General features: G+C 42.0%; 27 protein-coding genes. 5 read left to right on the forward strand and 22 right to left on the reverse strand.

Going from position 1 to position 21,047, the window contains the following annotated elements; all coding sequences use genetic code 11:
* Window positions 1-5 precede the first annotated feature (5 nt).
* The 14 genes from BBR47_RS17755 to BBR47_RS17825 all read right to left on the reverse strand — a co-directional run bounded on the left by BBR47_RS17755 (window position 6) and on the right by BBR47_RS17825 (window position 12,742).
* Complete coding sequence (locus BBR47_RS17755) at window positions 6-980, reverse strand: phage major capsid protein (RefSeq protein WP_015891812.1); 975 nt, start codon at window positions 978-980, stop codon at window positions 6-8.
* A gap of 16 nt (window positions 981-996) precedes the next feature.
* Window positions 997-1,689 (reverse strand): hypothetical protein, encoded by a 693-nt coding sequence (locus BBR47_RS30955; RefSeq protein WP_015891813.1) that lies wholly within the window; start codon window positions 1,687-1,689, stop codon window positions 997-999.
* Window positions 1,686-1,898, reverse strand: a complete 213-nt coding sequence (locus BBR47_RS17765) for a ribosomal-processing cysteine protease Prp (RefSeq protein WP_015891814.1) — start codon at window positions 1,896-1,898, stop codon at window positions 1,686-1,688. Before BBR47_RS17765 ends, BBR47_RS30955 begins: the two co-directional genes overlap by 4 nt.
* Window positions 1,899-1,951: 53 nt before the next feature.
* Window positions 1,952-2,860, reverse strand: coding sequence for a minor capsid protein (locus BBR47_RS17770; protein ID WP_015891815.1), 909 nt, complete (start codon window positions 2,858-2,860; stop codon window positions 1,952-1,954).
* The gene (locus BBR47_RS17775) at window positions 2,857-4,404 is read right to left on the reverse strand and encodes a phage portal protein (RefSeq protein ID WP_015891816.1); all 1,548 of its coding nucleotides are present in this window, start codon (window positions 4,402-4,404) and stop codon (window positions 2,857-2,859) included. The genes BBR47_RS17770 and BBR47_RS17775 overlap by 4 nt, the downstream gene beginning before the upstream one ends.
* Window positions 4,405-4,428: 24 nt before the next feature.
* Window positions 4,429-5,838, reverse strand: coding sequence for a terminase large subunit domain-containing protein (locus tag BBR47_RS17780; RefSeq protein WP_015891817.1), 1,410 nt, complete (start codon window positions 5,836-5,838; stop codon window positions 4,429-4,431).
* The gene (locus BBR47_RS17785) at window positions 5,819-6,442 is read right to left on the reverse strand and encodes a hypothetical protein (RefSeq protein ID WP_015891818.1); all 624 of its coding nucleotides are present in this window, start codon (window positions 6,440-6,442) and stop codon (window positions 5,819-5,821) included. Before BBR47_RS17785 ends, BBR47_RS17780 begins: the two co-directional genes overlap by 20 nt.
* An 81-nt stretch (window positions 6,443-6,523) precedes the next feature.
* Window positions 6,524-6,937 (reverse strand): hypothetical protein, encoded by a 414-nt coding sequence (locus tag BBR47_RS17790; RefSeq protein WP_015891819.1) that lies wholly within the window; start codon window positions 6,935-6,937, stop codon window positions 6,524-6,526.
* Window positions 6,938-7,055: 118 nt separating this feature from the next.
* Window positions 7,056-7,787: a DUF4145 domain-containing protein gene (locus BBR47_RS17795; RefSeq protein WP_015891820.1), complete on the reverse strand. Its 732-nt coding sequence runs from the start codon at window positions 7,785-7,787 to the stop codon at window positions 7,056-7,058.
* Window positions 7,788-7,851: 64 nt separating this feature from the next.
* Entirely contained in the window at window positions 7,852-8,085 is a 234-nt protein-coding gene (locus BBR47_RS17800; protein WP_015891821.1) for a hypothetical protein, read from the reverse strand.
* A gap of 138 nt (window positions 8,086-8,223) precedes the next feature.
* Window positions 8,224-9,522, reverse strand: a complete 1,299-nt coding sequence (locus BBR47_RS17805; RefSeq protein ID WP_015891822.1) for a site-specific DNA-methyltransferase — start codon at window positions 9,520-9,522, stop codon at window positions 8,224-8,226.
* A gap of 251 nt (window positions 9,523-9,773) precedes the next feature.
* Window positions 9,774-10,460 carry a hypothetical protein gene (locus BBR47_RS17815; protein WP_015891824.1) on the reverse strand — a complete coding sequence of 229 codons (687 nt, stop codon included), beginning with the start codon at window positions 10,458-10,460 and terminating at the stop codon, window positions 9,774-9,776.
* A gap of 431 nt (window positions 10,461-10,891) precedes the next feature.
* Window positions 10,892-12,199, reverse strand: a complete 1,308-nt coding sequence (locus tag BBR47_RS17820; RefSeq protein WP_015891825.1) for a PIN-like domain-containing protein — start codon at window positions 12,197-12,199, stop codon at window positions 10,892-10,894.
* A gap of 66 nt (window positions 12,200-12,265) precedes the next feature.
* A complete protein-coding gene (locus BBR47_RS17825) occupies window positions 12,266-12,742 on the reverse strand; it encodes a hypothetical protein (protein ID WP_015891826.1) in 477 nt (158 codons plus the stop codon).
* 131 nt (window positions 12,743-12,873) lie between these two features.
* Between BBR47_RS17825 and lepB the strand changes: the two genes are divergently transcribed.
* Complete coding sequence (gene lepB / locus BBR47_RS17830; RefSeq protein ID WP_015891827.1) at window positions 12,874-13,374, forward strand: signal peptidase I; 501 nt, start codon at window positions 12,874-12,876, stop codon at window positions 13,372-13,374.
* A 58-nt stretch (window positions 13,375-13,432) separates the two neighbouring features.
* On the opposite strand, the gene BBR47_RS17835 is transcribed toward lepB, so the two are convergent.
* From BBR47_RS17835 to BBR47_RS17860, 6 genes are all read right to left on the reverse strand, one after another.
* A complete protein-coding gene (locus BBR47_RS17835; protein WP_015891828.1) occupies window positions 13,433-13,924 on the reverse strand; it encodes a hypothetical protein in 492 nt (163 codons plus the stop codon).
* Window positions 13,925-13,942: 18 nt separating this feature from the next.
* Window positions 13,943-14,326, reverse strand: coding sequence for a hypothetical protein (locus tag BBR47_RS17840; protein WP_015891829.1), 384 nt, complete (start codon window positions 14,324-14,326; stop codon window positions 13,943-13,945).
* Window positions 14,310-14,582 carry a hypothetical protein gene (locus BBR47_RS17845; RefSeq protein ID WP_015891830.1) on the reverse strand — a complete coding sequence of 91 codons (273 nt, stop codon included), beginning with the start codon at window positions 14,580-14,582 and terminating at the stop codon, window positions 14,310-14,312. The genes BBR47_RS17840 and BBR47_RS17845 overlap by 17 nt, the downstream gene beginning before the upstream one ends.
* Window positions 14,583-14,595: 13 nt before the next feature.
* Entirely contained in the window at window positions 14,596-14,829 is a 234-nt protein-coding gene (locus tag BBR47_RS17850; protein WP_015891831.1) for a hypothetical protein, read from the reverse strand.
* Window positions 14,822-15,262, reverse strand: a complete 441-nt coding sequence (locus BBR47_RS17855; protein WP_015891832.1) for an ASCH domain-containing protein — start codon at window positions 15,260-15,262, stop codon at window positions 14,822-14,824. The genes BBR47_RS17850 and BBR47_RS17855 overlap by 8 nt, the downstream gene beginning before the upstream one ends.
* 314 nt (window positions 15,263-15,576) lie before the next feature.
* Complete coding sequence (locus BBR47_RS17860; RefSeq protein ID WP_015891833.1) at window positions 15,577-15,825, reverse strand: hypothetical protein; 249 nt, start codon at window positions 15,823-15,825, stop codon at window positions 15,577-15,579.
* 652 nt (window positions 15,826-16,477) lie between these two features.
* Between BBR47_RS17860 and BBR47_RS17870 the strand changes: the two genes are divergently transcribed.
* Both BBR47_RS17870 and BBR47_RS17875 read left to right on the forward strand, forming a co-directional pair.
* On the forward strand, window positions 16,478-17,023 hold the full coding sequence (locus BBR47_RS17870; protein WP_015891836.1) for a hypothetical protein: 546 nt from the start codon (window positions 16,478-16,480) through the stop codon (window positions 17,021-17,023).
* A gap of 265 nt (window positions 17,024-17,288) precedes the next feature.
* Window positions 17,289-17,627, forward strand: a complete 339-nt coding sequence (locus tag BBR47_RS17875; protein ID WP_041749501.1) for a hypothetical protein — start codon at window positions 17,289-17,291, stop codon at window positions 17,625-17,627.
* A gap of 8 nt (window positions 17,628-17,635) precedes the next feature.
* Here the strand turns inward: BBR47_RS17875 and BBR47_RS17880 are convergent, their stop codons facing one another.
* Window positions 17,636-18,451, reverse strand: coding sequence for a DNA adenine methylase (locus BBR47_RS17880; protein ID WP_015891837.1), 816 nt, complete (start codon window positions 18,449-18,451; stop codon window positions 17,636-17,638).
* 113 nt (window positions 18,452-18,564) lie between these two features.
* Between BBR47_RS17880 and BBR47_RS17885 the strand changes: the two genes are divergently transcribed.
* Together BBR47_RS17885 and BBR47_RS17890 are read left to right on the forward strand one after the other, a co-directional pair.
* Window positions 18,565-19,647: an MrcB family domain-containing protein gene (locus tag BBR47_RS17885; RefSeq protein WP_015891838.1), complete on the forward strand. Its 1,083-nt coding sequence runs from the start codon at window positions 18,565-18,567 to the stop codon at window positions 19,645-19,647.
* 136 nt (window positions 19,648-19,783) lie between these two features.
* Complete coding sequence (locus tag BBR47_RS17890) at window positions 19,784-20,002, forward strand: hypothetical protein (RefSeq protein WP_041749502.1); 219 nt, start codon at window positions 19,784-19,786, stop codon at window positions 20,000-20,002.
* 42 nt (window positions 20,003-20,044) lie between these two features.
* On the opposite strand, the gene BBR47_RS29790 is transcribed toward BBR47_RS17890, so the two are convergent.
* Entirely contained in the window at window positions 20,045-21,037 is a 993-nt protein-coding gene (locus BBR47_RS29790) for a DnaD domain protein (RefSeq protein ID WP_015891839.1), read from the reverse strand.
* Window positions 21,038-21,047: the final 10 nt, after the last annotated feature.

Below are 21,047 nucleotides of genomic sequence, written 5' to 3' on the forward strand. Positions count from 1 at the left end.
AATAATTAAGGTGTAGGTACAAATCCGGTAGGACGCAGGACAGCAAATGCCCCTTCTTTGATTACAAGGAACGCAACTTGGAACGTAGCTTTCAATGCAACCATGTCTTGCTCAGCAAGAGAAAGAGGCTTCCCATCTGCTCCAGTAATGGAGTGAAGAGTCGCCTCACGTAAGATTTCATACTCGATATTTTTCAGAATGCCTGTCTTGGCCTTTTTGAAGTCACCAGCAATCAGGTCAGCTTTTGTTTTGTCCCAAGCACCGTTTCTGCAGTACTCAATCGGCAGCGAATACAGTGAATCCTCAGCTACTCCTTCACGTACAGAAGAAAGGTAAAGAGGATCACCTTGGCTATTTTTCAATCCGCGCAAGGATGTCTTCAATCCGGTATGCCCAGTAAACGCTCGTGGCTCTTGGTCATCAGCTTCAATCAGTGCCATGACATTGTTTACATCATCGGCCAGATTTTGACCCGCGACAGAACCGCGAGTAAAGCTGTTCCCTACATTGATAGCTGCCCCCAAGATGTTAGAGGTAAACGGTGACTCCGTCCCCATGATCGTAGCTGCATCCAATTTAGTATGGAATGCTTCAACAATATACGGCTTTAGTTCTTCAAACACATCGATTCGTGAGCGATCCAGCGCTTCCTTTGTCATTGGAATGATGACAGCCAGCTTCTTAGCGGTCAATGTAACCTGTGTCCAGGAAGCTGTCGAGGTTTTGATACGTTCTCCCTCCCCTACCCAGTAAGCTCCAGGCTTATCCAGAAATACTGGAATCTTTTTTGTTGCTGTTGTCATTGGTTCCAGTTCAGAAAGCTTCAAAATAGCCGAACCGCGGACTACATCCTTGATGATCTCTTGTGATGTCTCTTCCGGAATCAATCCGCTAAGACTGCTGCTGAACGTTACTCCCTCATTGAATCTTTGCAAATCGAAATGAAGTGGTGCTTGCTTTACCAGTACCATGCTCTTCATGAATGATTGCCCCCTTTTAGATGCGCTGTAATTTGCGTAGGTCTGAGATATTTGGAATGGTAGACTTTTGATTGGCTGGTGGCTTTGCTCCAGGAGTAGTTCCCCGCGGTGTTTCATCTGCCTTCAACCATGGTTTAGAAGTGATTAACTCAGTAACATGTTTGTCGAGGTTTTTAACCTTGCCTGCATCCGTCACCTCGACCTTAGAAAGATCAGCCAGACGAATGGCATCGGTCAGTTTATCCGGGTCGACCCCTTGTTTGATTGCCTCCAAGGTGAAGGCATTTTCAATGCGGAGAGATTGGATGGTGCCATTGGCGTTTTTCAGGTCGGTTTCCCGCTCAGCCAGCTTTTGTTCCGCAGTTTTTTCAGCCTCTTGCTTTTGCTTATGGGAATCAACAATCCCTTTCAGATCGTCAGCTTTCTCAATGCCCAAGCCTTTGAGGAAATCACTGACTGCTCCTTGTATGGCGGAATCGTATTCCTCTTTTGAGGAGAAAGCTACTGCAGGTTTACTTTCCCCGCCCTTATCGCCTCCTGCAGGTGCTTGACCACCTCCCCCATTTGCACCTGAAGCTGCTCCGGTACCACCACCGTTATCCCCTGCCTGTCCACCTTGGCCACCTCCATTCCCTCCATCACCAGCAACACCGCCTCCGTCGTTAAATCGTTGCATCCTAAAGGTCCAGTTTGATTGGAGCTTTTTCATTTGGTTCCTTCCCCTTCCTCGTTTTGAATTTTAAGTGAAACATGTTCAGGATATTGCTGTGCTATTGCTTGAATCCCCAGCAACGCGGTTTGCATGATGGTAGAAACCCCGGCGCAAACAATGTCCTTTCCATGCTCGGCATAATTCGCATGACCAACGGCATGGATTTTCATTTCACCGTTGTCCAGAAATGCTTGAATCTTGATCACATCGATCTCGCCTCCTTTCAGGCAATAAAAAAACAACACGGTTTATCGTGCTGTTACGCTGCCAATCCTTTTTTGTCAGCCCACTCTTTAAAAGTGCGCGCAGAGGTGTATCCTCTCTCCTGATCAATACGATAAGCACGCTGTCGTTCCAATTTCTCCAAGACCTTAGATTTGAGTACAGGCCGCCAATACGATCGGCAATTTGGATGATTAGGTATGCGTTCACCCTCACGCCCTGGATTGTCGGCTGTATCATAATCAAGCGGATATCTTTTGCCGTCCAGCTTGCGGCACTCAGAAGAAGTCCGCTTGTCCAGCGTGGCACAAAATTCCTTTTCACTTACAATATCTGAATTGGCTTGATAAGCCATCGTTTGCCCTTGAGCAGCAGCCCGGTTTAGTTCTGTACGAGCAAGGCGTTGGGCGCTTGACCAACTCTCTGATGTCCTTTTCGTAATCTCCTTAGCTGTTCGGGTCACACCCCATCCCTGAGTTGCACCCTGAGTAATTACATCTTCCATGGCTGCCGCCAACAGGTCAGTACGCATGCGAATCCGTTTGGAAAAATGCCTGCCTTTCCATGGTCGCTCCAATGCAGCAATTACCATCCCGGTATTGATCTGTGGAAGTCGAACCTCGACTTGTGCATCCTGTTCAAGAAAATAGAGATGATGGAACAGGCTGAGCTTGTACTCTTCCGCCCATGTAATTCTTAGCTGCTGCTCTTCTTCCATGCGGAGAGTGTGCAAGATGGTCTTTATGCTTGTCATGATAAGGTCGAGGCGTGCAGCATTATAAATCAAGGACACTAGCTCTTCTCCGCTTTCAGCAAATCGGGCGTAGAGGTCAGTGATTTCTTGTACAATGCTTTTATTAGCTTTGGAGAACAGCTTTTTTAATTTAACTCCATGCTTTTCGATTCTCGTTTCAAGTTCCTCGTGGTAACGTTCCTCTCTGCTCATGCAGCGTCACCTTCTGAATTCTTTTCATCGCCTGGGGGCGTGTCATCATCTACCGGCTCCTTATCTTCCAATGCATCCGGGTCAAGTATCTTCATTCTGTGTTCGGCCTCTTCGTCTTGTTCTTTCAGCAGTTTTTCACGAGATGCCCGCGGATCATCCACAAACGGTAGCAGCGCCAGCCTTTCCTCATGGGACAACTGACCAACCAGTTTCGTCACGATCTCCACCATTTCCACCACATTCACTGGCATGTTCTTACTGAATTTCACATCGACAGCTTGGTAATCCCACTGCTTTCTATATTTCTGATTCAGCATCCCAGTAAGAATACGAATTCGATTACGAAACCCTTTTCCGTACTGGCGCATCTTTATACCCGCCTTAATGTCGGCATGATAAAATATGATCTTCAATGCAATTCCGGACGGAGCTGTCCCCACTTGGTCAGGTCGCAGGTGAGGTGTTCCGGTTTGATCAAGCAGCGTTTCAATCAACCGATTTATGGTATTTTCCTCATGAGTGTCCTGAAGATCCCAAGTAACTGGAACAGCTTTTTTCCCTACAAGAATTTGAGAAGTAGACCACATCTTAGCGAGATACTGTTTTTTCTTCTCTACATCTGTGATGAGTTCTCCCTCTGCGTCATACAGGAGTAGATCATCAAGGTCCAAATCTTCAAAAATGACTTTTGGATTCTTGAAATATTCCTGCACATCTACTTTACCAGTGACAGCCTTGTTAATCGCGTCCATAAGCTGCTTCAGGTCTGAAAGATCGCCCATCCCCTCAACCATCCCATCATCGCGGTTTTGCTGATGTTTTCGACGCCGATTGACGTAGTGCGTCCAAGGGACAACGGGCTTCTGCTGAAACTTACCATCTTGGTCCTTTACACGGACAGTGATGTTATGCGAGACGGGATTCTGTTCCCTGCTCATATCCAGAACAAAGTTAGTCCCTTCTTGTCGGAGGTAAGTAATCTCGCTTTCATCGTATACTTCAACCAACATAGTCTTGGTGTTTCTGCTAACATCCGTCATCGTATAGTACCGAATAACCGCAATCAGCTTGGCTTTAACTGTCGTGTCATATACAGCGATACACTCATCTGCTTTGAACTCAGTAATGCAAATCTGTCCATCCTCGTCAAAGTAGTAGTATTCGAATACCTCACCATCGATCGAACCGTCCTCGATAATATCGTAAGACAAGCTCTCTTCATCGTTATCCATCAGGACAGCCTGCAGCTTTTTAACGTAATCTTCCACGTCTGCTCCTGCCTCATTGGAAGAATAGCGAATTGGGTTACTAGCAATGTATGAAGTACCGAAGTCGATAATTTTCCGAGCAAAATTTAAGACGATTTTGTTATTCGGCTTGCCCTTTTCCTCTTGTTTGTGGAGAATGTCCTGGTCTCCATCGACATACCTTCGTATGAGCGAGTAGTCCTTCGTCTGATGCTTTTTTATCAGGTCTGATACCCACCGCCACGAATTGTTTGCTTTGTTCTCTTCATAAAACTGCTCCAAGAGCATTGTTTGCATGATTTTTCACCCCCTTCATTTTTCTCATGAGTCTTTTTCAGGTATTTTCCAAGGGATAACTTTGAAACGACTGATAAGAAACTGGCGGAACACTTTGCTGTTCCAAACCAGATATCGCAATGAATCCATTGCATGGTCATTTTCTTTTAATGGCACCTCAGCACTATCACCAGTAGTACCCTCTGGATAACGATAGTTGGTCAACTCTTGGATGACTTCCTTCAAGTGATCAGAAATGAAAATGTTTGGCCTGCCGTTGTCACTCTTCACTTTGAACAGAATGGAGACAGCCCGTATCCCTTCTTTCAAGTGCTTCTGTGCTGCCCTGGCTGGCAAACCATTGGTCAGGTACGTCTTTATGTTGCTGGCGTTCTCTGAGTCGCACCAAAACAACTTGATCTTCCATTTCTTCATGAGTTCCTTGTCTTGAGCCACCCAGCAATCTGAGCTGCCGGGAACAAGAATCTCCATCTGAGCCTTGTAGATGGCATCAACAATCCATAGCTCTCCGTTGGCTGTCATTGCCCCGACGAGAGTAACACCAGGGTTCGTAAAGCCCCAATCCTTGCCCGCCTCAATGTGAACAAAATGTCCGTCTTTGAACTTCTGCTCGCAAAGCGCGCGCGGTACAACATGTATCGAACGGTCAAATTCCTCATAGACCTGCCCAAAAAACACATCGAACCGGGCGAATATCTCCCGGTCAACATATCGTTTGGGCATGGTTTCAATCATACGCTGAATATTCTTTTGCAACTCTGGTAATGGATTGTCCTTACTCGTCCAGTAAAAATTGCACCATTCAGGGTCATTACGATATTCGTCCAGTTGACCGCCTGCCTGCGTGTGCTGCCCGTTCAATACGATGTCATGATAAAACCAGTTCATTCCCTCTGGCGTAGTCGTCCAAACGCTCCAGCCGCCTTTATCAGCGAGAGCATAAGAGAGATATCCGCTCCAAGTCTGCTCCTTCATCTTGGAAGCCTCATCAAGCCACACGCCGTCCAGTCCTTTACCGACTAACGTCTTCGGGTTGTCGGCAGATTTAAACTGAATGAGAATGTACCCTTTCAGCCACACCCGATTCTTGGATAAATCCCAACTCTCGATCATTTCCTCTGGAATGACCGCTCCCAGCTCTTCCTGCTGAATCTCTGACATGGAATAGGTCGGAGACACACACCAGTATTCAAGCCTTGGCTTAGGCTTCTTCATCACTTTCAGATTGCGAGGGGGCTTGTATGGCAAACCTTTGTCTGCCTCAATATCTGATAGGATTTTATCGAAAAACTTCCGCGCTCCCACGTTCGTTTTCCCACCGCGACGCCCGCAGTTCATGACTACGTTTCGGGCATCACATTCCATAACTTCAATTTGTTTTTCATGAGGTGTCCAATCCTCGAATGGATCGAGGTCAAGTTCCAGACTTGTCACGGGACCACCTCCGGACGGTGATCTGTTTCTCAGGACCGCCGCCATTGCTCAACAACTGAGCTTTGAGCTGTATTGCCTTCAATTTTTTGTCTTGGACTCTTGTCAGTGCTTCTTCAACCGCAAGGATATCTTCAATCGCTCGATACTCTGTCTCTTCAATTTCCGTTGTGACCAATTCGTTTCGAGAAAGCACTACCGTCTTCGATTGTCCAGATTTATCGTCATGAACCTGCACTGGTTCTTTTGTGGCGACTCTTTGTTGAAGGACACGCCGCTGCTTTTCTGTTAGCCCATCCTTCAGGTTACGAATGCTTAGCATCATTTCTCGCTCACGCCATGTAAACAAACGGATTTCTTCATCCGCCTGCTGCACTGGATCAAGGTTGATCCTATCAAGCACCTCTGCTTGCTCTGGAGTCAAGGCATCCATCCAAATCGACTGGAATTCGCCTGTCTTGACTGCATTGGTATTACGCTTGGGTGCGCCGCCTCCAGCACCGTGGAAACGGCACACATCCCAGCCGGGCTTTGCCCAGTTATTGCACTGTTGGTCCCTTTGCTTGCTCTTTGCCTTGCATCTTTGCTTTGCGGGATTTCTCGCCATCTACATGACCACCACCTCACCGCTTCATGGGGTTGTTTTTAAGGATAGAAAAAAGCACTCTTTATGAGTGCCCATTGTTTATCAGTCTGTAATATTTAACATTTCACTTACTACTCTTAAAAAATGACTACTTAAAAAAATAAAAGTCCAAATTGAAGCTAAAAATGGGATTATATTTACCCATGACAATACATATGAAAACGACCCCATATAAAGCCACAGACTCATTACAATAAAGTAGATGAACGCTGTTATCATGCCAAAAAGGTCCTTCTTATGTTGAGCAAACTTTCCGGCATGTTTAAGGGTTGCCGCTATTGCTGCAACAAAAGCAGCATACCCCAAGGCAATTGTGACATATATCTGAGACAGGCTTTTAGTTAGATCACTCCATTTACTTAATGTATATACGTCTTCACTTATAGCGTAAATCATGCCAGTTATCATTACTACGACCAATATAATCATTATAGATGTTGATAAGAACCTGTTCATTAATGTCCCCCTCCTGATATTCAGAAATTCTACATCAGAAGATTAACTCCTTTTGATTCTGCCTCAAAAGCAATCATGCTATCTACCTAACGAGTTTTTTCAAAAAGGAAAAGACACCCTATTCAGCGTCCCCTGAATTAACCACTACTCCTTCAGCTCTTAGCGCTGTGGAGCCTCTTAATTCAGCACTACCTTCTACAGTCATACTGAGGTGCTTTTGAATACCGGATAACTTATCTGGAAGATTGTAGACGTAGTCAAGAATAACATGTGTAAATTTGATCATCGAGCTGATTAAGTCGTCCGAGAATTCTCTTTCATCCCCGTGGGCCGCCTCATTTCCTAGTTCTCTAAGAACAGACGCCATTTCATTTACAATAGGTGGAAGAACCCCTTTATCTGACAAATCCTTTAATTTATGATAAAGGTCCTTACCACTTGCCTGTTTTTCTTTACACATCATTTCAAGGGTCCGACGAATACCAATTGCACATAATGTTGCCTCAACATTCTTAATTCGTAAAGCAGCTTCGAATGACTTCCTTACTTTTTCAGGTATTCCACTGTCATCAATAGACACGTTAGGATAAAGTATTGATTCTCTTGGAATTACACTATAATCTTGTGGATCCCGTTCTTCAGTATTTTTTGAAGTTTTAAGGAGCGTTACATTGTCACATACTGGACAGAGATATAAGTCCCAATCCGTATAAAATGTAATAGAATATAGCTCTTCAAACCCCAAAAAGTTTTCTGTCTCGTGTCTATCAAAATGGGCAATCTGCCTCATTTGTGTTTTGTTGCCACAATGGTAACAGACAAGAACATGGTAAACTTCTTCTTCGTTCACGTTCAACACATCCTCTCTGTTACATTTTTCGCTATTTATTTCATTTTTCCTACCTCTACCATTGTTATAATTCATCTTTCTGCAATTCGATATCAAGCTCTATCAGCTTCTTCAAATCATCAACCGTTTTAATTTCTATATCACCTGACTGAAAGTCTTTCACCCACTTTCCGATTGCTGCTTTTACGACTTTTCTATATTGGACTTTTGTATCCAGAATTCCCTCCATCACTTCGATCTCGTGCTGAAGAAGTAGGTTTTCCGAATCGGAATCAGAACATTTGTTTCTGTTTTTCATTGTGACACCCTCGGCTTTCCTGTAAAATGGAAGACGAGATAGCGAGTGATGATGACTACTGCGGCCGCAGGTATCGCTATCTCAGCCGGGGTGACTCGGGTGCTTAGGGGGACGTTGACGCGTCTCCCTTTTGCTATTTTAAGCAGCTTCTCCAAGTCTTCTTATGAGTACAGGTTCAATGCCTGTTGCTTCTAAGAACCTCCTCTTGATGACATCACAGAATTTTGGATCAAGTTCCATGGTTCTACAGATACGCCCCATTTGTTCGCAAGTCATGAGTGTTGAGCCGCTACCGCCGAAGAGATCTACAACGATGTCATTCTTCTGACTACTGTTACTTATCGGTATTGCCAACAATTCGAGTGGCTTTTGGGTAGGATGAACGTACTTGCTGACGTCACCACGTGAGACCTCCCAGACTGAATTTGGCTCTTGTTGCTCACCTAGTAGACCACCAGACCGCCACACAGTAGTCTGCTTGCGATCGCCGTACCATGCCGGAGCTTGTCCTTTCAAATGCGCATAGAATACTGGTTCATGTTTGAACTTGTACTGAGCAAATCCAAAGGTAGCTGCGTTCTTTACCCATACACATTGCGTACGTACCACAATGCCTGCTTCGTTCATTTTCGTTTCAAACTCACGTTGATAGCTGGACGGATGGAATACGTAAATAGCCGCTTTGTCATCCATTAGGTCCGAATAGTTTTGAAATGTGTACCCTAGAAACTCCTCAAATTGCTCCATTGGCATATCATCGTTCATGATGCTCGCCCTACCATCTGCAGCAAGCTCTGAAGAATCACTCTTGAATGCAACGTTATAGGGCGGGTCAGTTACAACGAGGGCTGCCTTTACTCCATCCATGAGAACTTGGACATCATGTCGACTGGTAGAATCTCCACACATCAGTAGATGCCTTCCTAGTCGCCATATATCTCCCTGCTTTGTCTCGGGCTCCTGGATCTCATCTAAAGCCTGCTGAACGTCGAAATCATCGTCAACGACCGGTTCCTCTACATGGATATCTAGGTATTCACTAAGTAGTTCCGTGACTTCTTCATTTTCAAAACCAGACAGTGAGATATCCAAATCACTTTCCTGTAGCTCAGCAAGTACATAGGCCAGTTTTTCCTCATCCCAGTCCCCCCTGATTTTGTTCAGCGCCAGATTGAGTGCTTTTTCCCGAGTATGATCCAGATCAACGACTGAGACCTCAACCTCTTTGGCCTGCTGTTCGTTTATAAGAATTTTAAAACGCTGATGGCCACCAACGAGGTTTCCTGTTCGTTCATTCCAGACAAGCGGCTCAACATAGCCAAATTCCTCGATGGACCGTTTCAGCTTTTCGTACTCAGGTTCACCCGGCTTCAGGTCGATCCGTGGATTATACTCTGCAGCTCTTATCATAGAGACTGGAATTTTCCGTATGTCCATGCTATTCAGTCCTTTCCTAAGACACAGTAAGAATGAAAAAACCAGCCTTAGCGAGTGACAGCTTTCTGAGCCGTCGCTTTGCCTTTTGGCTGGATTTGATCTTCACGAATTTTGAGCTGCAACCTATTGGACGAAATACTTTTTCAATCTCGTCCGACCGGCGAAGCACTTCCTCCGTGTAGTATATTTCTCCTGTCGCTGAGTCAACAAACTGGCGCACTACATTTCACCCACCTCCAAGAAAAAACCGCTTAGATCGTATTGATTTTGAACTTTTTTGATTTTGCAATTACTTCAGTAATAACAGTCTCTGGGGGAATAGTGCCAAAGGCTTCAAGACAATGTTTTCTTAGTATTTCTCTAAGTTCTTTAGTATTAATGAGTGGATCTTCTGAAAAATAAAGCTTAGCTATATTTAACAATTCACTCCTAATTAAATACATCCTACTTTCTTCGGCCCACTGAATAATAGGCGTATCGGTAATGATCTCTTGAATTTTTTCTTTTGATATAGGCCCATCTTGTTTTGATATCTGATTAATAACTTCTTCTCGCCACTTTTCATTTTTATCTATCATTTCCCTTAGACTTACTGACATCTCCGTTATATTTTTTATTTCAGTTTGATATTGCTGTATTACCGACTTTACTTCAGCAACAGAACTTTGAAGATCGTCAGCAGTTTCATTTAATTCAACTATATTTTTTCTTTGTCCAGCAACGTCAATTAAAGTAATAACAATTGCAACCACTGCTAAAACGATCGACACCATTGTAGAAGCGAAGCTTAAATTCTCTCCTGCTCTTTGTGAATCTCCTAATACCAAAGTAATGATAAAAACAACAAGCGCGATAAACATCGCGATTATCCAAAGCAAATTTGTTTTCACGAGACTCTTGAAGTATTTTAATTCTTTTTGACTGTCGTTCGATTCCATCGTATCTCCTCCTATTTCTACAGATTTCGTCAAAATGAAGTTTTTTCCTGTTACTTTTTAACTAAAAACCCACTTTCTCCGGCAGGGATCTCCGCCGCGAGTCAATCCTTACGCCTATTGCGGTCACAGACTTTCGGAGGCGGTGCAGAACAATCAGTAAGCATTTGCCCCTGCTTACCGGAAAAAAGCCTCTACAACTCTTGGGGCAGGATCGGCGTATTCGAATATGAGACATACTGGACAAGGTACTAGGCACTAAACCGTCGCTAATTGAGTTTGTTTTGCAAAAGAAAAAGCTACCCAGCCGAAGCCAAGTAGCTCATTCACAATTTTTCATGCTCTCATAATAACAGGGATTAAGCCTAGTTTTGGTATAAGAAAGGTTCAGATTTTGTACGAAAAATGCCCAATAGAATCTTACTTCGATAATTCTATACTTCCATTTCTCTTGTTAATGTGTTATAAGTATTTTCTCTTTCTTGATCTATTATCTCAAATTCAATTACATCGTAAAGACTAATCACAGGGTGGGTTTCAAAAAACTTTTTAATTTTTGCAAAACTCGTTTTTATTGGTCTCGAAAATACGACTAATATTGCTATCCACTCTTGTCGTTCACTTATTTTATGAACCTCAATAAACTGATTTGGATAAACATCACTTAAGTTATCTTTAAAGTCCTTCAAAGCAATATTGGTAAAAGTCTTGGATTTTAATTTAATTACTGCCCCATATTCCTTGGAATATTCAACTAATGAGGTTTGTTTTATTTCTCTCGGTTTAAAAGACCGTGAGTATTTATTTCTAATTTTCTCTACACTATCTTCTTCTAAAGCAATTATTTTCGATTTCTTAATGTCTTCAACTACTTGTTCAATATTTGTTTCACTCTTATCAATTTCAAGGTACTGATTAGCGAATTTTACGAATTGCTCACTGTTATACATGTAGAATTTCAATCCATTAGTTTTTCTTTTGAACTCATGGATTAATTCAGGTTGTGGACCAATAGTCTCTCCTTTGTGTTCTTGCCACCAGTCAATTTTATTGTCATCAGTTATTAAAATTACTGGTTTATTTATCTCTTTTGCCTTATCGATAATTTGATACCAAAATACTAAATCACCATATTGATCCTGATATAGAATTCCATCATGATATTTTGTATGATCCTTTTTCTTTTTAGCATCTTCATATCCAGGAGGAACCTTTAGATCGTACCTTTTTTCCCCATCCTTATAAATTTCCTCCAACTTTTCGCTATCGTATGCCTCACCAATTTTCCCTTCAAAAAGTGTTAATAATGCATTACTTAATTCTACTAAGTCAGGATGAGTTTCTTTTTGTTCTACCAAATCTTGGGATACCTCGTTGATACCCTTCTTTAATTTGTCTACCAATACTTCAACTTTTAAATTTGTATGTCTTGAATATTGATTCAATTTGTTTTCTATTTCACCCAATTTACTTCTTAATGATACTTGTAAATCTTCATATGCTCTATTTTGTTTTGAAATTTCCTCGTTAAGTCTGAAATGATATTCGAGCCCAATCTGGTGAGGAATCCAAGTCCGATCACTAACATGTTTAAAAATATTCATAAGGGCTTCTCTAGCTTGTTGTGGGTATCGATATACGTGCAACAGAACGTTTGTATCAAATACGAAGATACACTCTTTCCAAAGTTGATTAAACTCTTCATTAGTCGGTCGATAGAAACCAGAAAATCTACTTCTCATAATATCCACCTTTTTCAATTATCTTACTTGTATAATATACCAGTTGATAACAAAATTAAAGACGGCTCAGATAATTGCAGCCGCCTTTAGGATGAATGTCACTCTATCAATTGCTCTGTTCTTGTGAAAGTCATAGGTGCTCTTCGGCAAGCGTAACTCGAACTCATAGATATGCTTGTCCCGTTTTTGTTCGAAGAAGCATTTCTGGATGATCTCCCGTCCCTCTACCTGGAGTGCTCCAACTGCTCTTTCAATAGCCATACACTTTTGCTCATAGTTGCGGATCATCAACGGACGTTCTTCCCTGAGAATGATTGTGTTGCCAACAATATCACGTCGAGTACCACGCCCTTCAATATCCCCTCTCGTACCGTTCCCTTCGATATTTGCCATTTCTATTTCCGTGAAGTCATACTGCTCAGAGAAATACTTTTCAACAGTGAATATCTCCACGGCGGCTTTCATCGATGGGTAGGCTTTTAATAGCTCACGTGCTTTCTCTTTGTCTTCAGCATTAACGAACAAATCCAATTGTGCGCTCATCTTTCCAATTCCCCCTCGTGGCAGCCCGTGCTATAATGTTTTTGTCGAACATATATTCTGGCTCCCTATTGGGGGCTTTTCTTTTGGAAATCACTTGGATAAAATTAGAAAAAAACTAAAAGGTGATACGAATGAAAACGCTCTTCCTCTTGTTATCTTTAATTTTCACAAGTCTTTCTTCAGTCCAGCCCGACCAATCCACGAGTGTCTTTGTATCTGAGGGTGAGAGTATGGCCCCTACTTTGAACAGCAACGATCGATTTCTTGCTGATAAAACCTACTATGACTCCCATCCTATCCAACGTGGAGATATCGTTATTTTCCAAGCCGAGAAAGATCGACAATACGTTAAAAGGGTTATTGCGTTGCCGGGAGAAACGCTTGAATATAAAAGTGATATTCTCTACATCAATAACAAAGTGGTCGACGAACCATACTTGGCTTCAGCTAAAAATGTAGCCCAAAAAGAAAATCACTATCTGACTGAGGACTTCGGGCCTATAACTATCCCCGAAGATACAATATTTGTTTTAGGAGATAATCGTTTAAATAGTCTAGATAGCAGAGTGATCGGTCCAGTTCATGTCAGTAAAATATTAGGCAAGATGACAAACAAGTTACCCCCAAATTAATTATTCTTTATTTTCCACGCTCCTTAAACGGAGCGTGGATTTTTTTACTCCTGAAATATTATGTTAAATAATTCTTTAATGCGTTTAAATACATCTCCCGACATCTAGCAATGTTTTTCTGATTATCATCGTCATATACGCTTCTCAAACTTTCAGAAACGAATTGTTTACCATTTAACCAAGCGTTTTTTTCTGCTTTAACCATTAGGTCTAAGTAGTCATTAACGCTCTTTTCGGATTGATCGCAAATAGCTTTTTGTGCTACTGCCTGCAACTGCTCATTATTAGGTCTTAATGGATCGAAAGCATGTCCCAATTCATGACAAAAAACAAGCTCAGTTACCTCTTCCAATTCTAGATCTGGATATTCATTCATTTTATGATTTAGTACATTCATAGGATTGATAAATATTTTGTTACTAATAGGATCATACTTAGCGTTTTCTGATTGATTATCAATTACATCTACAACAATATTTACATTATGTGATAGCTTAATTAAATTTACTTTCTTTAAAACTCGTTCATGAATTACGAGTCTTGTTCCCACAATTAATCACTCTTTCTCTTATGTTAAATGAACCCCATTCGCTTTCAGAAATGCCCGTGTTACCGCATAAGGCGCTTCCTTCTCTGTAGCACTATCAACCACAAAGCCTGTATTAATCTTAGCTTCGCATGTATATCCATTTTCTTGCGGTATTAGATCAAGATACATAAACTGCTGTCGAGCTTCCTCAATCATTTCACCCATTCCGTTCCATGAGGTGGAGTAATGCGGCATTGTCTCTAAATATCCATCTTTATCAAAGTGGAATGGCCCGTACAATGCGCGGTTGTATCTTGGATCATTTTCTGGTGGAAGTAAAGCCTCAAAACCTCGGCCAGTATCTCCCCACTGCCACCCTAACTCCACAGCTACTTTCCCATCCAGTTTACGCCCTGCTTGCATCAGATTCACCGTCCCCAGCGTTATGACTTGCAATCATCCCTGTAATAGTTCCGTCCGTTCCTTCTGCTACCCATTCATCGCAGGAATCGTTTGGTCCGGTATCTCGCCAACCTGCTTCACTCATCTGACCGTTCTTCCAGCAGCCGCCTCCGATTAACCAATGCCCGCAACTCCAGCAGTTCTCGCCCTGGGCATTATCTTCTTCTGACCGAAATCCCCGGCGCGTTTCTTCGGTCACTTCAAGTCCTGCTTGCATCCCGTTCCCCTCCTCAGTCATCTTCTCCAAAAAATGTTTCCAATTTGGTGTTCATCACCATTTGAACCTTTCGTCTGTTTGTGAATTCCATCTTTTCGTAATTTACGTCAAACGAGTAACCACTATAGACAACTTGGTTTGCGACAGGCAGAATAGTTACCTTGTCCACGATGATCACCGCAACGCTGTCAGGGTCTTCAATCAAGAACCGTTGTTCTTTATTCAGGATTACCTCTACTTCAGTCATCGTCCCGTTCCCCTCCCCAATTCCAAAGTCCCTGCTGCCCTTTTGCTGGCACCGCATCAATTGGCTTGACGCTCAGAAGCTCCCAAGCATACCTACCACTCTCATAATTCCCGAAATGGTATTCCTGTGTGCCAATGTAGAATCGGTCTTTTGCAATCAGCGCATAGTTTCCAAAGTCCGCCATAACCTCGTGACACTCTCCAAGTTGGCAAATCGCTACAACTGCTCCTGTTGGCAGGTTGTCTTCCGTGTATCCGTGTTCAGCCAACACGCTACGAAAAGGCTCTTCCATGCAAATCTCCTTGTCCAATTTCTTTGCAGCGTGGATCGCTAACGGCCCACAATATTTTGTCGCCCAGCTGCGCGTTTCGAACTGCTTCTCCCCGAGGGCAATCAGCGACGCCCACGGCTGGTGAATAGTGATGGCTTTCAACGGTTATTCCTCCTTGGGGAAAACGTAGTGAAAAAAATGTTAATTATCCCATTCGATTTGATAATAATTTTATAAATTAAAAAGGAGGTAAAATTTTAATGTTACCAAAATGTTTTAATTGTAATAAACAAATTCCTTACATTATCGCTTCAGTCATCTTTGAACATCCTTGTTGTTCAGATTGCATACTGAAAGTAGATAGTGAGGATTTGGAAAAATTCACAGACAAACTAATGGGTATTAAAAACGATTGAGATTGAGGGTTTTTTACCCTCTTTCTCTTTTGTCTTAATCAAACGTAATGTTTTAATAAATTACAGAGCCGCCGATCTGAGACTGAGTTCTTTTTTCCACATTTCCATGGAGTGTTCACGCACCATCGTGTCAATCTGTTTGAGTACAGGAACTACTTCGTTTGACCAATCTCGGCCTTGTCCAAGCAAGGTATCAGCAAATTCAGATGTATCGAGTGTTTCAACTGAATTATCTTCGTGAATGGATACTTCGCCATTCTCAAATTTAGCTGTCGCGCGATACTGATATGGTCTTACGTTATACGTCATTCAGTTTCCCTCCTTATCACATCGATTGTTGTGTTAAAACGTGTACCGTGAACAAAGCTCGTCCCATTCTGCTCTGCACTCCTCGTCGCTCAATGCCGTGACTTCTTCAGCAGTATATCCGCTGCCCATCAGCATTTCTCTAATCTCATTCATGGGGGAGATCCCCTCCTGTTTTATAAATCGTGTGTTGTGATACCTTGTTCATATTCCCCTGAACTATCCCGTGTTGTATAATTTTGTAACACATTGATTTTTAAGGGGTATACTGCATGTTTCTGCCGATTATGAGTATTTTGATGAGTATCTGGTTGTTTAGAGAAGCAAAACTACGTAATGAAAACAAGTTCTTATGGGCAATTCTCGGGTTTTTATTCTCATTTTTAGCTATAGGATTTTTTCATTTAAAACATCGGAACCGAATTCAAGGCATTGTTGCCTTGATCTTTGGAGTGCTTATCTACTCGATTACTTTGAAAAATTACTTTTCTTAATTACCGTTGTGTTAAATACTAGATCGGATATAAGAATTTTGGAAATAACTTGAAACTAACGAGATGATGCAATACAATCTTGAAGATAACATTTAAGCTGAACCAATATCTTTTAAAAACTACCAATGAACAAAATGGTGAAATAATCCTGGAGGCTTTCCATGAATAAAATCCAACAAATAGCCTTAGTAATTGGTTTAATAATGTATCTTCTTACCCCGGTTTTTTCCTATATGAAAGATGCTTCATCTATGACCGCCTATGAAAGATTCAAACCCCAAAAATCTCAATCTAACGCTCAAGAGTTTCTCACCCACATTCTAGAGAATATCCATGAAGGAAATTTAGGCGGTGATATCGCTTTCCATATAACAAAAGAAGAACTGCAATCAAAATTCGGTATAAGAGAGGATGATTATGTTTCACCAAAATTGCATACCAGATATTTTGACCGAAACGGGTATAGATACATGTTTAATAAAATCAAAGGCGAGGAACGTCTAACTGTCATACAAACAAGATTTGAATCATTAACTAAAGAACAGATTTTTAAAATTTTCGGTGAAGAAACATACGGGAATCATAAATATAGATATGAGATTTGGTATAAAGTTGGGGATTTTATGGTAATGTTTTCGAATACTGACCCTGATAATCGGATTGACTACAATATCATCACGATTTCACCACGTACTTTCAAACAGTGATTGTACGTAATCAGCTTGAAGCATTTACTTCATGAGTAAATTTGTACACTGCATTACATCGTTCATACCTCTTTTCTTCACTAGCTAATTAGTAAAATCCTATGAACCTCAATCTAAGCTTTCCTTCACCCGATCCCTTGGATTGGGTTTTTATTTTCCCGTTCCATCTTATCTGTCTACACATTTTGTAAAACGATTCAGTTCGTTTTCTTTCCTCCTAATGTTTTGAATGGTAATATTTGGTCTATAAAGGAGGATTGATACGATGCATAAGAATTGGTTCTCCATTGGAGGTTTATTGATTGGCCTTAGTGGATCATTGATGTCACTAATTGTTTGCTATGACTATATTTTTGGTGAGTCCTTTAAAGGTCTCGACTTCTTGCTAATTTTGCTGATCATGCTTCCTGCCATTTGCGCTTTAGTTACGTCCTTTGTAGCCGCACCGATAATCTTGGTACCTTTTATTTGGTCGTTACCGTTCAGTACTTATCTGTGTATTGCATCAGATGTAAAATGGTTTGCTATTTCCTGCGTTACGTACCTTATTTCCGCATTTTTAAAATTTCAGGGAACCAAAAACCGTATCCATTTATCAAATTGAGCAAAGTATTAAATGCCTGGCAACGAGAAGATTGTCTGCTGCCCCACTTGATCAGCTGCCACTGGATTTATCCAAAGTACTTCTGTCCGCGCTTGCCCCGTTTCTATAATCTGCTGGCGTTCTTCCCGTTGCCAATCGCTCAGCAAATCGTCATAGAGTTCATTTGCATACCCAGATAGCAAAACTGGTCCGGGATGATCTTTCAATGTCTGCAACAGATCGGAATGATCTCTATCCGTCATTTCGCTCTCGTAAATCTCCCCGTTCCTAGTGCCCAAAATGTAAGGTGGATCAGCATAAATCAGGACATCTTCTCGTCGATACCTTCCAATGATCTGGAGTGCTGGCCTATTCTCAATTTGGATCTCCTTCAGGCGTTCAGCCACTACGCTAATTTTGTTCGGCAATTCATTCCACTGTTTTACTCGATAAGAATCATCTGCAGTACCACGGCATTTCCACCCAGATATTGATCCCGTCTTTACCCGGATCGCCTGCCAACACTTAACCAAGAAACGTCTAGCCCGATCGACGTCATCGTTTGGTAGGTCGTAAGCTGCCTTAAATTCTTCACGGGAGTAAGGTGTCCAGTGAACCACCTCAGCCAATTCATCTGGCCGTTCCCGAATCATTTTGAACAGATTAACCACATCTCCATCAATATCGTTTACTGTCTCGAGCCTTGCTGGACGTTTATTGAATAGCACTGCTCCAGATCCAAAGAACGGTTCAAGATAAATTGTGTGCTCCGGCATATGTTCTATTATCCAGTCAGCCAGGCTCCACTTGCTCCCCGGGTAATGTAGGATCCTCGGATATTTCAATTATGTTTCCTCCCTACCGCCTATCTCTCTAAGTAAGTTGTAAAAGACTTCCTTATCCTCCAATTAAAATTTATAATTATCGTTAACATTTCAATCAGTTTTGGAGGCATAAAATGAGACAGCAATTTATTGAGATTCTTAATTCATACAACAATCTTAGAACCACACCATATCAACCTACTGCGAGTGATGAAGCTAAATTATTGACAAATGTAGCTCCAACAACAATTAGAGCTGCACTCAACTTAGACAAAAGAAAATACAAAGTACAGGGTTCAGTTGGTGCTGGTAAATGGACTGACACTCCCTGGATAAGTGTTTTCGATAAGGAAATTACTGAAAGCGCACAACAAGGATTCTATATCGTTTACTTGTTTCGAAAAGATATGAGAGGGGTTTATCTGTCTCTAAATCAAGGTACCACTTATGTTGCTAGCAAATTCAAAGGTCTCAATCCTAAGAAAAAGATGAAACAAATTGCCGAAAATATCAGGCAGAGCCTAGATATTGATAGAACTATTTTCCCCAATGAAAGCATTGATTTGAAGGCAAGCACGACAAATGCAAAGAATTATACAGCTGCTCATATTTGTGGCAAGTATTATGATGCTTTAGCTCTTCCTGATGATGAGCAATTGAAAGTGGACCTGAAGAATCTGCTTAAAATCTATGAACAACTAAAAATACAAATGGCTGGTAGAGGTACGGAAGAAATGTTGGACTATTACCTTCAGAAAGAAGAGATTGAAGATACCCAATTTCAGTCCGATGTTCAAGTTGCTGAGCCTTCTAACACACCACTTGTTCCTCAACCGGTCCCCCCCCAAGTGGAAAGCAACGGAAAACAGCAATGGAAAAGGAACGCTAGCATTGCTAAAGAAGCATTACGCAATGAGGACTATCTATGTGAAGTTAACAATGGGCATTTGAGTTTCACTTCTGCCATTACCAATAAGAACTTTGTAGAAGCTCATCATTTAATTCCAATGAAGTTGCAAGCACTATTTTCGTGGAGTTTAGATGTGCCTGGTAATATCGTGTCACTGTGTCCAAACTGCCACAGAAAGATTCACCATGCATCTAAATCTGAAAGAAAGGAACTTATTGAAGTTTTGTACAGTAAGAAAATTAACAGGTTAAAGTCTTTTGGAATTGACATTCAGCTTAAGGATCTACTTAAAGCATACGCATGTTAATTTTGATACCAGTCAACTTCTGGTGGGGAATTAACTTTCTATTTCCCCACTCTCTTCTGCTATTTAACACTATTGAGTTCCCATCTTTTTTGTTCCAGTCTCCTCGTGGCATAATGATGACGAAGGAGTTGGTCACGTGGAAAAGTCGTTTTACTATTCAGTGTCTTGGTCCGAAGTGGGTTACTTGAAAGAAACATTACAATCTATGGAGATACCGTTTGCTATCGAGCAGCCGTCAGATAAGCTGAAGCTTACACCTGGAGACGTTGCTTTTGTTTTCCCTGATATGCATGTTAGGGTTTATCGCCATATTCATGAGCTATTTGGTAGCCATGGGCGAGCTTACCCCAGATAATTCATGCGGTGAAACGCCCAGTCTGTCGAAACATTCAGTGGTCTAGCTACCTGTTGTCCTTGACCGTCTCATGCGGTCTAGCATTCCCATTAGTTCCGGGTCATCACGTAATAAGCGCGGTGATTCCCGGGATTGGAACGCCCCTGCCCTTTCTTGCTCCATTTGCCACTGAACAGATGCTGGGAGATGGTCTACCCTTAGTTTGCTATCTCTGATGGGTACAACCTTATGCGATTGCTGTTGTTGGAACTCCAGGTTAGCTTTCTCCGCTTGTTCAGCAGTCCGCACCCCCTGAACGAACATCTTCTCAAGGGTTCCTTTTGCGTAATCCCACGCCTTACCTTTTTCGGCTGCATATCGCATTACCCAAGCTAACATGTCCATCTGTAACCCATCATCCAAATAGCTATGTAGTAACTGCATGATAGTTGGATTTGGGTCGAAGTTGAAATAATGCTTGTATTGATCAATTACGCTATTGAAAACCTGCAGGTCCCTTCCACCGACCACCACCACGCTTTTATGCTGTTCCTTGGAATCAGTAGTAGTGGTATCAGGAATCAGTTTAAGGGAATCAGGAATCAGAGAATCAGCACGGCTTTTAGTAGGCTCGTCACTACCTAGGCACGGAATTTCCGAGGAAAGCCCTAGGCTGTCCTGAGGCTGTGCCATACCTTGGTCGGTCACAGCCCTCGGCTTGTCCTTACCTATTTCGGGCTTTGGTATTTTGCTCGCTGCTTCTCTATGATGAGGATTTTGATGGTCCTTAAATTTTGGAATACTAATGAAACGCTCTCCATCCACTTCGTATCTGATGATAAAGCCAGCGTGATGTAATTCCTGCAAGCACTTGTCTACCTCGACATTCTCATATGGGAAAAGCTCACCCTTTATTCGTTTTGGTCTATCCTCTAAAAACCCCTCACGATCAGCTAAGCACCACAACCCGATGAACAATAATCTTGTGTGGGGACTGAGATCAGACAGGTCCTCGTTTTTAAAAAATCCTGGCTTGATGTTCCTTGCTCTAGCCACTTCCTTCAAC

Origin of the sequence: Brevibacillus brevis NBRC 100599 (assembly GCF_000010165.1) — a bacterium.
GTDB lineage: Bacteria > Bacillota > Bacilli > Brevibacillales > Brevibacillaceae > Brevibacillus > Brevibacillus brevis_D.

Excerpts from the sequence above, each read along its gene's own strand:
- BBR47_RS17845 (WP_015891830.1), bottom strand. The coding sequence starts at position 14,582 with ATGCAAGCAGGACTTGAAGTGACCGAAGAAACGCGCCGGGGATTTCGG.
- BBR47_RS17820 (WP_015891825.1), bottom strand. The coding sequence starts at position 12,199 with ATGAGAAGTAGATTTTCTGGTTTCTATCGACCGACTAATGAAGAGTTT.
- BBR47_RS17860 (WP_015891833.1), bottom strand. The coding sequence starts at position 15,825 with ATGACGTATAACGTAAGACCATATCAGTATCGCGCGACAGCTAAATTT.
- BBR47_RS17885 (WP_015891838.1), top strand. The coding sequence starts at position 18,565 with ATGAGACAGCAATTTATTGAGATTCTTAATTCATACAACAATCTTAGA.
- BBR47_RS17870 (WP_015891836.1), top strand. The coding sequence starts at position 16,478 with ATGAATAAAATCCAACAAATAGCCTTAGTAATTGGTTTAATAATGTAT.
- BBR47_RS17770 (WP_015891815.1), bottom strand. The coding sequence starts at position 2,860 with ATGAGCAGAGAGGAACGTTACCACGAGGAACTTGAAACGAGAATCGAA.
- BBR47_RS17825 (WP_015891826.1), bottom strand. The coding sequence starts at position 12,742 with ATGAGCGCACAATTGGATTTGTTCGTTAATGCTGAAGACAAAGAGAAA.
- BBR47_RS17875 (WP_041749501.1), top strand. The coding sequence starts at position 17,289 with ATGCATAAGAATTGGTTCTCCATTGGAGGTTTATTGATTGGCCTTAGT.
- BBR47_RS17805 (WP_015891822.1), bottom strand. The coding sequence starts at position 9,522 with ATGGACATACGGAAAATTCCAGTCTCTATGATAAGAGCTGCAGAGTAT.
- BBR47_RS17755 (WP_015891812.1), bottom strand. The coding sequence starts at position 980 with ATGAAGAGCATGGTACTGGTAAAGCAAGCACCACTTCATTTCGATTTG.
- BBR47_RS30955 (WP_015891813.1), bottom strand. The coding sequence starts at position 1,689 with ATGAAAAAGCTCCAATCAAACTGGACCTTTAGGATGCAACGATTTAAC.
- BBR47_RS17815 (WP_015891824.1), bottom strand. The coding sequence starts at position 10,460 with ATGGAATCGAACGACAGTCAAAAAGAATTAAAATACTTCAAGAGTCTC.
- BBR47_RS17840 (WP_015891829.1), bottom strand. The coding sequence starts at position 14,326 with ATGCAAGCAGGGCGTAAACTGGATGGGAAAGTAGCTGTGGAGTTAGGG.
- BBR47_RS17790 (WP_015891819.1), bottom strand. The coding sequence starts at position 6,937 with ATGAACAGGTTCTTATCAACATCTATAATGATTATATTGGTCGTAGTA.
- lepB (WP_015891827.1), top strand. The coding sequence starts at position 12,874 with ATGAAAACGCTCTTCCTCTTGTTATCTTTAATTTTCACAAGTCTTTCT.
- BBR47_RS17785 (WP_015891818.1), bottom strand. The coding sequence starts at position 6,442 with ATGGCGAGAAATCCCGCAAAGCAAAGATGCAAGGCAAAGAGCAAGCAA.
- BBR47_RS17850 (WP_015891831.1), bottom strand. The coding sequence starts at position 14,829 with ATGACTGAAGTAGAGGTAATCCTGAATAAAGAACAACGGTTCTTGATT.
- BBR47_RS17775 (WP_015891816.1), bottom strand. The coding sequence starts at position 4,404 with ATGCAAACAATGCTCTTGGAGCAGTTTTATGAAGAGAACAAAGCAAAC.
- BBR47_RS17800 (WP_015891821.1), bottom strand. The coding sequence starts at position 8,085 with ATGAAAAACAGAAACAAATGTTCTGATTCCGATTCGGAAAACCTACTT.